The sequence below is a fragment of the Rhodococcus baikonurensis genome, assembly GCF_040489275.1.
GTDB lineage: Bacteria > Actinomycetota > Actinomycetes > Mycobacteriales > Mycobacteriaceae > Rhodococcus_F > Rhodococcus_F baikonurensis.
The window spans coordinates 521,080-533,724 of record NZ_JBEUOQ010000001.1 but is presented as its reverse complement, the minus strand read 5'-3'; the positions used below and the strand labels follow the sequence as shown (position 1 = coordinate 533,724).

The window sequence follows — 12,645 nt, the reverse complement described above, 5'->3', positions numbered from 1 at the left end:
CCTTGGGTATGCCCGGTCAGCGAGTAGCTGCCGAGTGATTGTTGGACGACTGAGTACGTCCGAGATCGACGGAGATGGCGTCCGCGGTGGCGACTGCGGCCGGAACCAGTTCACCGCGAACAGCTTCGGCGCTGTAGCGGGCGGCTTGGGTGGAGATGTTGACGGCCGCGACCACGTCACCGGTTGCGTCCCGGATCGGTGCGGCGAGCGAGCGCAGACCTTCTTCGAGTTCCTGGTCGACTATCGCGAACCCGTCGGCGCGAATCTTCTCGAGTTCGGCGCGCAGTCCGTCGGCGGTGGAGATGGTCTTGCCGGTCAGGCGGGCGAAGGACACGCGGGCGAGGTAGGCGTCCAGTGCGTCGTCCGGCAGGCCGGCGAGCAGAACCCTGCCCATGGACGTGGCGTACGCGGGAAAGCGTGTGCCGATGGTGATGGACACCGTCATGATGCGGCTGACCGGAACACGGGCCACGTACACGACGTCGTCGCCGTCGAGGATCGACACGGAGGTGGATTCACGGACCTTGGTGGACAAGGCTTCCAGATGCGGCCCGGCGATCTCGGGAAGGGACAGACTGGAGAGGTAGCTGTAGCCGAGTTCGAGGACTCGCGGCGTCAACCAGAACACCGAACCGTCCGTACGTACGTATTCGAGTTCGACGAGTGTGAGCAGGAAGCGGCGAGCAGTCGCACGCGTGAGATCGGTGTGCCTGGCAACCTCGCTGAGGGTACGACGCGGGTGCTCACCGTCGAAAGCCTTGATGACGGAAAGCCCACGGGCCAGCGACTGCACGTAGTCCGGGGACGGTCCCGGCGACTGCTCGCTGCTGTTCTCGCTCATGTTGTCTCGTTCTCCTCAGGTTCGGCCGAGAGGTCCGCGAGTGCTTGCTTTCCCAGCGCAAAAGCCAAGTTGCTGTTCGGCACACCCGCATAGACCGCGGTATGGAGAAATACTTCCACGAGTTCGTCGGGATCGATCCCGGCACGCAGTGCAGCGCGAATATGCATGTCGAGTTCGTGTTCGTTGCCGACGGCGGTGAGGATCGCGAGAGTGAGGAGTCGGCGAGTGTGGTGATCGAGGCCGGGGCGCGACCAGATGTCGCCCCACGCCGTGCGAGTGATGAAATCCTGGAACGGGGCCGTGAACTCGGTGGCACCGGCGATGGAACGGTCGACGTGGGCGTCGCCGAGCACCTGACGTCGTACGGTCATGCCTGCCGACACCGCGGCGCTCCGTTGGGCGAGCGCAGATGTGTGCGAGGCAATATGCGTTGCAAGCAGTTTGGTGACGCGCCCGGCCTGTTCGACGTTGGCCAGGTGTGCGCCGGGATCAACGACGTGTAGTACCGCATCGGCGATACCCTCGGCGATCGCGCTCAGCGTCGCCGGAGGTGTGGACGGATCCTGCTCACCCGCGACGAGGAGCGTCGGAGCGACGATGCGGGCCAGGTCGGCGCGGCCGTCCCACACCGAAAGTGCCTCGCAGCAGGCGGCATAGCCCTCGTCGGGTGTGGCTTCGACCATCGCGACGTGGCGGGCGACAAGTTCCGGATCGTTGTCGGCCAGTCCCGGGGTGAACCAGCGTCCGACCACGGCGGCCGCGATGGATGCAATACCGTCCGCACGGACAGCCTGCGCACGATCGATCCACGGCTGAGCCGGGGCGAACTGCGAGGACGTGCACATCAAGGTCAAGGTCTCGACGCGAGTGGGGTGGTGCGCGGCGATCCACTGGCTGACAGCGCCGCCGAGGGAGAGCCCGACCAGATGTACGGACTCGAGTTCGAGCGAATCGAGGAGAGCGATGACATCGCCGCCGAGATCGGCAATGGAGTAGGGGCCGGCGGGAACCGGTGACTTGCCGTGGCCGCGATGGTCGACGGCGATGACGCGGTAGCGATTCGACAGCGCGTGAATCTGCGGCTGCCACATGGACAGATCGGATCCGAGTGACCCCAGGAGAACCACTGCGGGAGCATCAGGAATGCCGGTCTGTTGAAAGTTGAGCGCGACGCTCATCGAGATCCTCCTGTAGGGCGTTCGGCGAGGGCGCGGTCGACCAGATCGGTGGCGTGGCCCAGATAGTGTGCGGGGTCGAGCAATTCGGCGATCTCGGTTTCGCTCAGGTGTTCTGCGACAGCGGGATCTCGATCCAGTCCGACCCCGGAAGTGGCTGCCGCTGTGACGATGTCGCGCGCTCGATCAGTGTGTGCGGACAGAGCCTTGGTGACACGCTCGGCAAGAATCAGGCCACCGGTGATGTCGAGATTGCGAGCCATCGACTCGGTGTGTACGTGCAGACCGGTGAGGCTGACGGAAAGCTGGTGCGCCGCTCCGCCGGCCAGGCGCAGGAGATCGGTGACTGTTTCCCACTCGGCGTGCCAGGGGCCTGCAGCGCGAGCGAATTCGTGATCCATGTTCGACAGAGCTGTGGCCACCAGTGCGGGAGTGCGTCGCGCTGCTGCGCGGGCGGTGATCGCGGCAACCGGATTCTGCTTGTGGGGCATGGCCGATGAGCCGCCCGGAGCGCTCTCGGCGACCTCGGACAGCTCGGTGGACGCCATGACGGTGATGTCGGTGGCTGGTTTGGAAACGGCGCCGGCGACGATACCGAGTGTGGTCGCGAGTTCTGCGATGGTCACGCGGTCGGTGTGCCACGGAGTGACCTGCCTGGCCAGGCCGAGTTCGTCGGCCAGCGCGTCGGCGATCCTGAGCCCGTCGGGATACAGAGCAGCGAGTGTTCCCGCGGCTCCGCCGAATTGAACCGGCAACGTGGACAGCACGATCTCGAGTCGGATCGCCGCGGCGTCGAGTGCGGTGAACCAACTCGAGGCCAGTAGCCCGAAGGTGGTCGGAAGTGCTTGTTGGCCCAGGGTTCTGGCGACCATCGGAGTGGCGCGATGGATGCGAGCGAGGTGGGCGGCGGAATCGGCGGCGCGGGTCAGATCGGCCAGAACCACCGCGCCTGCGCGTCGCGTCAACAGCATCAGCGCACAGTCCATGATGTCCTGGCTGGTGGCGCCCGGGTGCACCACGGAGGCAGGCACACCTTCCAGTCCGACCCTTTCACGCAGCATCTTCACCAGTGGGATGACGGGATTTCCGCCGGCGGCCGACGCACGGCCGAGCGCCACGATGTCGAGACCGCCCGGTTGTGAGAGTTCAGCTGCAGCAGCCGCCACCGCGGCGCAATGTTCCCCATCTGCCAACCCGACTGTGGCCATGGCACAACTCAGTGCGGCCTCCACGTCGAGCAACGCGGTGACCCACGCCTGGTCGGACAGGTGCTCCGATACTCGGGTGGCCCCGAACACCGGGTCGAACAGTGCGCCGCGAGTGGGCATGTGTACTCCTCTTACAGCTCGAAGAAGGGCGTCTCGACGCCGTTCGCGTCCTCGTCCTGAACATAGACCGTCCAGGAGTACCCACCGTCGACCTTGGTTGCAACCAACTTCGCGCGTTCGGTTTCGCTCAGTGAGGACAGCACCGGATCTGTTGCGTGTGCGTCGGCGTCTTCGGGGAAGTACAAGCGGGTGACCAGACGGTCGAGCATGCCGCGAGCAAATACCGACACGTCGACGTGTGGCGCCTCGTTCACGTCAGCTTCGGTGGGAAGAGCACCGGGCTTGACTGTGTGGACGAGAGCTGTGCCCGTGGGATCCGCTGCGCTGCGGGCGAATCCGCGGAAACGGGCGGGAGTGAGCTCCACTGCGCCGCGGGGATCGTCCGGATGGTTGAAGCGTCCGAGCGTATCGGCCTGCCACGTTTCGATCATCGCGTCGGCGACGGGTGTGCGGGCGCCGTCGATCACCGTGATGGCCAGCGTGATTCGTCCGGGGGCATCGGCGGGGGCGGCGTCGGGGCCGTCCGTCCAGGGGAGACCGATGTGCCAGTACGGTCCGACGGTCTGAGAGGGCGTGACACCGAAGGGGGCAGTGGTGAAGTATCCGGGGACGACCGGATAAGTGGGTGCGGGCTTCGCGGTGTGATCAGTCATCGTGGTCTTCCTCGTTCTCGAATACGGAGGCATTACGGCCGCGCAGGACGATGTCGAAGCGGAACCCGAGCGCCCAGTTGGGGACTGTGGCGTCGTAGTCGAAGACGCTGACCATGCGGTGACGGGCTTCTTCGGGTACCGCGTTGTAGATCGGGTCCTGGAAGAACATCGGATCGTCGGGGAAGTACATCTGCGTCACGAGGCGCTGCGTGAATGCCGTGCCGAACAGCGAGAAATGGATGTGGGCCGGTCGCCAGGCGTTGTCGTGGTTCATCCACGGATAGGCGCCCGGCTTGATCGTGGTGAAGCTGTAGTGGCCGTTCGCGTCGGTGACGCAGCGACCCAGGCCGTTGAAGAACGGATCCAGCGGCGCGGGCCAGTTGTCGCCGGTGTGGCGGTAGCGTCCACCGGCGTTGGCCTGCCAGACCTCGAGCAGGGTGTGGGGGACCGGCTTTCCGTCGCCGTCGAGTACGCGGCCGTGGACAACGATGCGCTGTCCCTGTGCTTCGCCGCCGTTGGCAATGGTCAGGTCGTTTTCGCCGGCGCCGACGCGATCTTCGCCGAATACCGGTCCGGTGAGCTCCGTGAGCCGCTGGGGGAGCAGCTTCAGCGGTTGCTTCGGGTGGCGAAGGGAAGTCGTCTTGTAGTCCGCGAAATCGGCCGGGGCGTTGACGCCAGTCGGCCGCTGGTACCTCGGCGGTAGATGCAGCATAGGGAACCTCGTCGTTCGGTTACGTGAAGTTGTTCGCAATGTGTACATGTGTTGCGCTCTGCGAACAGAATAGGTCGTAGATGTGACCCAGGCAATGCCGGGGGGTGAAAATGTTCGTCATGCGGACGGGGGTTCACAATACGTACGCGTCGCGCTACTGTGATCGACATGATGGACAAAGTCATTCCCACTGCTGCCGAGGCCGTCGCCGACGTGCCGGACGGCGTCACGATCGCTGTCGGAGGATTCGGGCTCGTCGGAGTGCCGGAGATCCTCATCGATGCGCTCCTCGAGCAGGGCGCGACATCACTCGAAACGGTGAGCAACAACTGCGGCACCGACGGGTTCGGGCTCGGAGTGCTCCTGGAGAAGGGGCGTATCCGTCGTACCGTCAGCTCGTACGTCGGCTCCAACAAGGAGTTCGCGCGTCAGTACCTCTCCGGTGAGCTGGAAGTCGAACTCACGCCCCAGGGCACGCTCGCCGAGCGCATGCGTGCCGGGGGAGCGGGCATCCCCGCGTTCTTCACCCCGGCCGGCGTCGGCACCCAGGTTGCCGACGGCGGCCTGCCACTGCGCTACGACGGCAACGGCGGCATCGCAGTTGCCAGTCCGCCCAAGGAAACTCGTGACTTCGACGGCGTCACCTACGTGATGGAACGCGGCATCGTCGCCGACTACGCACTGGTCCATGCCTGGAAAGGCGACCGGCACGGCAACCTCGTCTACCGCGCGAGTACCCAGAACTTCAATCCGGCAGCAGCAACGTCGGGACGCATCACCATTGCGCAGGTCGAGCACCTCGTCGAGCCAGGTGAGCTCGACCCCGCCGAGATTCACACGCCCGGCATTCACGTTCAGCGCGTTGTCCACGTCGGCCCCGTGACGGTCGGCATCGAGAATCGGACGGTACGAGCATGACTTCTGTACTACCCACCAAGCTCACCCGTGAAGAGATGGCGGCGCGCGTTGCGCGCGAACTCGAGGACGGACAGTACGTGAACCTCGGCATCGGTATGCCGACGCTGGTTCCGAACTACCTCCCGACCGACATCACCGTCGTATTGCACTCGGAGAACGGCGTTCTGGGCGTGGGGCCGTACCCCACCGAGGACGAACTCGATCCCGAGCTGATCAATGCGGGCAAGGAGACCATCACCGTTCTTCCCGGTGCGTCGTTCTTCGACTCCTCCGCGTCGTTCGGCATGATCCGCGGTGGTCAGGTCGACGTTGCCGTGCTCGGTGCCATGCAGGTCAGTGCCACCGGAGACCTCGCGAACTGGATGATCCCGGGTCACATGGTCAAGGGCATGGGCGGCGCGATGGATCTGGTCCACGGCGCAAAGCGCGTCATCGTGATGATGGAGCACGTCTCGAAGAAGGGCGAGCACAAGATCGTCGAGGAGTGCTCGCTTCCGCTGACCGGTAAGGGTTGCGTCCAGCGAATCATCACCGACATGGCCGTGATCGACGTGACTGACGACGGTCTCCGTCTGGTGGAGACGGCGCCGGGCATCAGTGTCGACGACGTGGTTGCTGCCACCGGAGCGAAACTGATTCTCTGACAGTCTGTTTAATCTGAAGGCTCAGCCGCCGGGTCGTGACTTCCATCCGACCCGGCGGCTGCTTTAGGCGCCGTTGTCGTTCAATTCGCTCTCGACCGGAATCCAGAGCTCGAACCGGGCGACTGTGAAATCGTCGTTGTATTCGGTACGCATGATCTCGGGACCAGGTACGGAGCGAAAAGGGTTGGCCGGGAACCATTCCGTGTAGATATCTCGCCACAAGTACTGCACAGATTCGATTGCCGACCCGTCGGCGGTGAACACGGCCCACGTGTGTGCGTCGACCGTCAGTACGTCGAAACCCATGGGTGAAGGTTTGCCGGTGACCACTCCCAGGTAGTAATCCAGTTCTGTGCCTTCGGTTCTGGGATGCGCCACATTGTCGACAACACTGACGATTCCCGCCGGATCCTGATCGGACAGCTCGCGCAAACCGCGCAGCGCAACCTTGTCGACGGAGCGGGTGAAATCTTCGATCGCAGAATTGGGACCTTCGTGAACCAGCGGAACCCGGGCTTTGAATCCGACGACGGTCAGGGCAGGTTTTTCCACAAGCATGTAGTCCATCGGTGTGGCTCCTTCCAACGTCACGTGAATGACAAGTTTCGGTTGTGATTTGAGAACGGCGGGAGCACGTTTGACCGCGCCGGGGCTCACTCCGTGAAATGCGGTGAACGCTCGTGTGAAGGCTTCCGCGGATGAGTAGCCGTATTTCACGGCGGTCTCCAACACCCCTGATCTGCTGACGGACAACTCGGCGCCGGCCACGGTGAGTCGACGTCGACGGATGTATTCGGATACGGGAATGCCGGCCAGGGCCGAGAACATCCTCCGAAAGTGATACTCCGAGGTGGTTGCCAGCCTTGCCATCTCGGCTGTGTCGATCTCGCCGCGCAGATTGCTCTCGATGTACTCGAGTGCGCGGTTCAGTCCGTCGATCATCGTGTCTTCCTGTTCACGGGTTTCACGCTACGCAGATCGCTTGGGTCGTACCCGACTATCCGTGCCCGAAAAAGTAGGGCAGGAAATGCATCTGGACAACTCAGTTAATCATCATTATCTTGAATCGAACATCGTTGGTTGACCAGGAGGCACAGTGAGCACCCGTTTTCCGCAGGCCGAATTGACCGAGGTGCCCGAGGACATCGCCACCAAGATTCTCGAGATCCAGGAGAAGTCGGGGTTCGTGCCCAACGTCTTCCTGATGTTCGCTCGGCGCCCGGCCGAGTTCCGGGCATTCTTCGCGTACCACGACGCGATCATGCTCAAGGAAGATTCCGCGCTCACCAAGGGTGATCGCGAAATGATCGTCACCACGATCTCTGCGGCCAACAAATGTACGTACTGTGTCGTCGCGCATGGCGCGATTCTGCGGATTTACGAGAAGAAGCCGCTGGTCGCCGATCAGGTTGCGGTCAACTATCGCACCGCAGAGATCTCCGATCGTCAGCGCGCGATGCTCGACTTCGCCACGAAGGTGAACTCCGGCTCGCACGAAATCGCCGACGTCGACTTCGATGCCCTCCGTGAGCACGGCTTCGGTGACGAGGACGCGTGGGACATCGCCGCGATCACCGCCTTTTTCGGCCTGAGCAACCGAATGGCGAGCTTCTCCGGCATGCTGCCCAATCCGGAGTTCTACCTGATGGGGCGCATTCCGCGATCCTGATTCCCGCGCGTCGAACAGCAGCTCTCAATTTTTCGGACCGACCGGTCGTAACGTCTGGGGTTCAGCTGACGAAGTAAAGGCTGTCCACGCCGGAATTGCCGTCTTCGTAAAGAAGGCCGAAAGGTTGAGCGCTATGTCGGAGAAGTCCATCGCCCATTCTCGGAGGGTCCGCTCTGCGGCCGCCGGTGCCGTACTAGCTCTCGGATTGGCGGTGGGCGGCACGGGAATTGCATCGGCAGAGCCGGAAACCGTGTGTACCCCGAGTGCTGATCCGCTGGTGACCTGCGCCGAGGAAGAGGCAGCTGCCACCACCGACGCCGACCCGGCGACGAGTACCGAGACCACACCCGAGAAGGTTGAAGCCGGGGTCGCGGGCGCGGGCAGTGTCGAAACCGCAGGTACGGACGCCGCAGCACTGGCCGAAGCCGAAGCAAAAGCCAAAGCAGCAGCAGACGCGGCAGCAAAGGCAGCCGAAGCAGCCGCGACGGCGGGGGTCGACTCGTCCGCAGCGACAGACACTTCGGTGAAGGCGACCGAGGCAATGACTCAGGCGAGCGTCGAGGCAACCAAGGCGGCGGTCGAATCGACCAAGGCCAAGGCGGAGGCTGGAGCCGCGGAACAGTCTGCCAAGGAAGCCGAAGAGGCGGCCAAGGTTGCGGAGTCCGCTGCGGCCGATGCGAAAGAGGTAGCAAAAACAGCTCAGGCAGAAGCAGACGCTGCCGCAGCCAAGGCTGCGGAACTCGAGGAGGCTGCGAAGGCCGCCGGTTCGGGGACCAAGACCGAAGAAGCGGCACAGGCTCGCGCCGAGGCAAATGCTCTGCAGGCCAAGGCAGACGAGGCGAAGGCCGCCGCGGATGCAAACGCCAAACTGGTTGCGGACAAGAACAAGGAGGCCGACGAAGCCTTCAAGAACTGGGACATCGCGAAGGGACTCGCCGCAAAGGCTCAGGCGTTGGCCGCAGCGTGGAACGCCAAGCAGCTCGCGATCACCGTCAAGGAAACTCAGAAGGTGGCCACCGCCGCCGAAACCACGGCCAAGGCAGCCGAGTCCGCAGCTGCAACCGAGGTAGAAGCTGCCACCGCCGCCCGTAAGGCTGCTGATGAAGCGGCAGCTACCGCTGCTTCCGCACAGAAGGACGCCGAGGCTGCACAGAAGGCCGCGGAGACGGCACAGGCCGAGGCCGATGCTGCGGGCGAGGCTGCCACCGACAAGCGAGCCATCGCCGACGAAAAGGCGGCCGAAGCCGCCAAGAAAGCCGAAGCTGCCGAGGCGGCGAGCAAGAAGGCGCAGGATCTTTACCTGGCCGCTGAAGACGCGAAGGCCGCAGCCGACGCCGCAGCAGCAAAGGCCAAGGAAGCTCAGGCCGCCGCGGCCGCAGCAAAGGCCGAAGCGGATGCAGCGCAGAAGATCGTCGACGAGCTCAAGGCAAAGGGCGAGAAGGAGATCGACAACGGAACAGGCGTCGGCGGTGAGGTGATCATCGGTGAGCACACCGACGACGGCTCCGGAGTCACGAAGGTCGACGAGACCACCGCTGTAGTGAACAAGACCGGAGTCAAGCTGGTCGGCTACTACAACAACAAGGGAGCCTTCAACGTCGTCGACTACTACGTCACCGATGCCGACGGCGATGCGGCACTCGCCGGAAGCCTGCCCCCGGTAGACCTTGCTCTCGGCGACACTGCAAGCAGCACCAGCGGTAGCAGCAGCTCCAACCTGCCGGCTGTACTGATCGGCGTCGGAGTCGTAGGCGCTGCCGCCGCAGCAGCTACGACGGTGGTTGTTCGTCGCAAGCGTCATGACGGTACGGGCAACACGTCTGCGTAGCGCCGGCCTCTCGGCGGTAGCGATCCTCGCACTCCTCGTTTCCGGATGTTCGGGCGAGAACGCGGGATCGCTACCCGATCGCTCGCCGGTGCAGTCGCACATCGCGGCTGCACCGGCTTCGGCGACCGTCGATCCGGCAGAACCTGAGCGGATCGAGTTGAGGTCTGCGTCCGGGGTCACGTACCTGAGCAGTCCGTTGCACTCGGAGAAACTGATGCGCGGCGGCGAGAGTGGGCAGCAGCTGAATCCGGTCGACGAGCTGCCGGTGTGGTGGGGTGAGAGCGGAATGCCGGGAACGTCGACCACACAGACCGTTGTTGTCGTCGGCCACAACTTCACCACTCGCGAAGCACCGTTCCGGGCGCTCCGGGTGGTGGAGCCAGGAGATCACGTCCTGCTGAGCACACCGAACGGGGTGCTCGAGTACGACGTCGAAACCGTCGGGCCGCTGCACAAAGGTTCGCTGCTGGGCACTCACGAGTTGCGTGAATCGGTTCCCGGGCGGTTGATCCTCGCCAATTGTGATGTGGTCGAAGGAGAGTCGACCGACGATAATTACGTTGTCATCGCCCAGCTGGCAGCGCACTGAATCCGTGGGAGTGCAAGAATGGGTTCATGGATTCCCTCGGACTTCTCTCGGAACTGGTGGCTCTCGACACGGTCTCGGGGAAGGCCGCTCCTCAACGACGGGCGATGGATTCGATTGTCTCGTTGGTTCTCTCACGTGTGCCACAGGCGAAGGTGGAGTCAGACCTGACCGGCAATCATCCCTGGGCCTTGATCACCAACGAAGCAGCACCCTCGGCGGCAAGACTGTTGTTCGCCTGCCACGTCGACACGGTGCCGGTGGGCACTGTCTCGGACTGGGAATTCGACCCGTATGCCGCGCAGGTCGACGGTGAATTGTTCCTCGGCAGAGGGACATCGGACATGAAAGCCGGCCTTGTCGCCGCTACTGCCGCGGTTGTCGACGCCTTCGAACGTGGAGTCCCGGTCGCACTACTGCTGACGAGCGACGAGGAAATCGGGTCGCTCGGGGCCGTTCGTTCGGCCGACGCCGTAGCGAATCTCGAGGTCGGGGCCGTCATCGTTCCCGAGGCGACAGGAAATCAGATCAACCTCGGGCACCGTGGTGCACTGTGGCTCGACGTGTCTGTCAAAGGGAAAGCCGCGCACGGGAGTACGCCGCAGCGCGGAACAAACGCCGTCCTCAAACTGCTCGACGTCGTCGACCGAGCTCGACGTGAGCTTCCGCTGTCGTCCGACGCGTTTCTGGGCGCAGAAACCTGGAACCTCGGCTTGGTCGGTGGGGGTTCGGCTCCGAACATCGTGCCGGACAGTGCCCATGCGGTGATCGATCATCGCACGGTGGGAGACGGAACCGACCTGCTGGCTTGGTGGCGCGCCCAACCGGAAGTCGACTCGGTGGAGACGTCGATTCACCTGGGAGGTGTGCGTACCGACGCATCGGACTCGTGGTTGGCCACCCTGCCGATCCCCGTTGCAACCGAACCGGTTTCGTACTTCACCGATGCTTCGGTACTGGCCGCGGCCGCCCCCGGAGCGCCCGTCGTGATCTGGGGCCCTGGCACTCCCTCGTTGATGCATGCGGCGAACGAAAGCGTCAAGGTGTCCGAACTGGACGATGCGATTGCGGCCTACGGTGCGGTTGCCGCTGCTTGGCCGACGGTGGACTGACGGACAATCAGTTCAGGAGCAAGCGCAATGTGGGCTGTCGACTCGGAAGAGTTGTTCATCGCCTGATCCAGAAGTCGCACAGCTTCTTCCGCGATTCTCTCCTGCGGCTGCCCGACGGTGGTCAACGGAGGGTTGCACAACTCGGAGAAGGGAATGTTGTCGAAACCCGTGACCAGAACGTCGCCGGGAACGTCGATGCCCAATGAGTGGCAGGTCTGCAACACGCCGAGTGCGATCAAGTCGTCGGCGCAGACCAGAGCGTCGGGACGAGTTCTGCCGGTCAGGATGGTGTTGGAAGCCGTGCGCCCCCACTCGATCGAGTACTCGCCGAGTTGTGTCCACTCGTCACGAGTTTCGATCCCCATTCGATCCGCGTGGCGGAAGAAGCCGGCCCGGCGAAGTTCTGTTGACGAATTGGTCAGCTCGGAACTGATGAAGGCGGCCGATCGCGCGCCACGCTCCGACAGATGCTCCATCACCAGGGATTGAGCGGCGTCGTCGTCGACACCGACCCAGTCCGTCTGGGTATCCATGGCAAACCGGTCGAGTTGAACGACCGGAAGCGTTGCCGCGCTGGCTCGGACCGCTTCGGAACTCAATTCGCCGTGGCACGGGCTGATGATGATTCCGTCGACTTGACGGGAGACGAGCGACTTGAGCCGCTGCGCTTCCACGTCGGGGTCGGAACGAGAATCGCACAGGAACAGTTGTAGTCCGCGCTGAGCGAGGACGTGTTCGACGTTGACCACCAGCGAGGTGAAGAAGGGGTTCGCGATACTCGGAACCACCATTCCGACAGTGTCCGTCCGATTACGACGCAGTGAGCTGGCGATGATGTTTCCCGAGTATCCGAGAGAATCCGCGGCTCGTTTGATCGTCGCCGCAAGCTCGTCCGAGACAGGACGGGAGCCGGACAGTGCCCGCGAGACGGTGGCAGTCGACACCCCGGCCAGTTCCGCGACATCGCGAATGGTCGCCTTGCGCATGCGTCCCCCGTTTTCTGCTCGATTCGGGTCCGAGGTTATCGAACCGCACGGTCCAGTGTCCCGCATGTAACGCGATTGAGGCAATCGTTTACAAATTCGAATTGTGAAAACCTTGACATAACCCGGTGTTGATCGCATAACCTGCTAATTCATCAAGGCAATCGATTACATCGTGTGCAGATCTTGTGCATGG

The 12,645-nt window shown here is 63.4% G+C and carries 13 protein-coding genes; 6 read left to right on the top strand and 7 right to left on the bottom strand.

Annotated features, from left to right (window positions below; genetic code table 11):
* Positions 1-16 precede the first annotated feature (16 nt).
* Genes ABWI03_RS02665 through pcaH form a run of 5 tightly spaced genes read right to left on the bottom strand, consistent with a single transcriptional unit; the run spans position 17 to position 4,709 of the window.
* Positions 17-841, bottom strand: a complete 825-nt coding sequence (locus ABWI03_RS02665) for an IclR family transcriptional regulator domain-containing protein (RefSeq protein ID WP_298777060.1) — start codon at positions 839-841, stop codon at positions 17-19.
* Entirely contained in the window at positions 838-2,019 is a 1,182-nt protein-coding gene (gene pcaDC, locus ABWI03_RS02660) for a bifunctional 3-oxoadipate enol-lactonase/4-carboxymuconolactone decarboxylase PcaDC (RefSeq protein WP_298777061.1), read from the bottom strand. The genes ABWI03_RS02665 and pcaDC overlap by 4 nt, the downstream gene beginning before the upstream one ends.
* Complete coding sequence (pcaB, locus tag ABWI03_RS02655; RefSeq protein WP_124569138.1) at positions 2,016-3,344, bottom strand: 3-carboxy-cis,cis-muconate cycloisomerase; 1,329 nt, start codon at positions 3,342-3,344, stop codon at positions 2,016-2,018. Before pcaB ends, pcaDC begins: the two co-directional genes overlap by 4 nt.
* Before the next feature lie 11 nt (positions 3,345-3,355).
* A complete protein-coding gene (gene pcaG / locus ABWI03_RS02650) occupies positions 3,356-3,997 on the bottom strand; it encodes a protocatechuate 3,4-dioxygenase subunit alpha (protein ID WP_298777065.1) in 642 nt (213 codons plus the stop codon).
* Positions 3,990-4,709: a protocatechuate 3,4-dioxygenase subunit beta gene (gene pcaH, locus ABWI03_RS02645; RefSeq protein WP_095972088.1), complete on the bottom strand. Its 720-nt coding sequence runs from the start codon at positions 4,707-4,709 to the stop codon at positions 3,990-3,992. Before pcaH ends, pcaG begins: the two co-directional genes overlap by 8 nt.
* Before the next feature lie 171 nt (positions 4,710-4,880).
* On the opposite strand from pcaH, the gene ABWI03_RS02640 reads away from it, so the two are divergent.
* Together ABWI03_RS02640 and ABWI03_RS02635 are read left to right on the top strand one after the other, a co-directional pair.
* A complete protein-coding gene (locus ABWI03_RS02640) occupies positions 4,881-5,627 on the top strand; it encodes a CoA transferase subunit A (protein ID WP_007730016.1) in 747 nt (248 codons plus the stop codon).
* Complete coding sequence (locus ABWI03_RS02635; protein ID WP_019745502.1) at positions 5,624-6,271, top strand: CoA transferase subunit B; 648 nt, start codon at positions 5,624-5,626, stop codon at positions 6,269-6,271. Before ABWI03_RS02640 ends, ABWI03_RS02635 begins: the two co-directional genes overlap by 4 nt.
* A 63-nt stretch (positions 6,272-6,334) precedes the next feature.
* Here the strand turns inward: ABWI03_RS02635 and ABWI03_RS02630 are convergent, their stop codons facing one another.
* Positions 6,335-7,213, bottom strand: coding sequence for an AraC family transcriptional regulator (locus ABWI03_RS02630; protein ID WP_200316943.1), 879 nt, complete (start codon positions 7,211-7,213; stop codon positions 6,335-6,337).
* Positions 7,214-7,367: 154 nt separating this feature from the next.
* Between ABWI03_RS02630 and ABWI03_RS02625 the strand changes: the two genes are divergently transcribed.
* The 4 genes from ABWI03_RS02625 (at position 7,368) to ABWI03_RS02610 (ending at position 11,466) form a co-directional block, all read left to right on the top strand.
* Entirely contained in the window at positions 7,368-7,940 is a 573-nt protein-coding gene (locus ABWI03_RS02625) for a peroxidase-related enzyme (protein WP_235170400.1), read from the top strand.
* 133 nt (positions 7,941-8,073) lie between these two features.
* On the top strand, positions 8,074-9,768 hold the full coding sequence (locus ABWI03_RS02620) for a hypothetical protein (protein WP_298777075.1): 1,695 nt from the start codon (positions 8,074-8,076) through the stop codon (positions 9,766-9,768).
* Entirely contained in the window at positions 9,740-10,357 is a 618-nt protein-coding gene (locus ABWI03_RS02615) for a sortase domain-containing protein (RefSeq protein WP_298777078.1), read from the top strand. Before ABWI03_RS02620 ends, ABWI03_RS02615 begins: the two co-directional genes overlap by 29 nt.
* 26 nt (positions 10,358-10,383) lie before the next feature.
* Positions 10,384-11,466: a M20/M25/M40 family metallo-hydrolase gene (locus tag ABWI03_RS02610; RefSeq protein WP_095972093.1), complete on the top strand. Its 1,083-nt coding sequence runs from the start codon at positions 10,384-10,386 to the stop codon at positions 11,464-11,466.
* Here ABWI03_RS02610 and ABWI03_RS02605 read toward each other — a convergent pair.
* Positions 11,427-12,452, bottom strand: coding sequence for a LacI family DNA-binding transcriptional regulator (locus tag ABWI03_RS02605; protein WP_095972094.1), 1,026 nt, complete (start codon positions 12,450-12,452; stop codon positions 11,427-11,429). The genes ABWI03_RS02610 and ABWI03_RS02605 overlap by 40 nt on opposite strands.
* Positions 12,453-12,645: the final 193 nt, after the last annotated feature.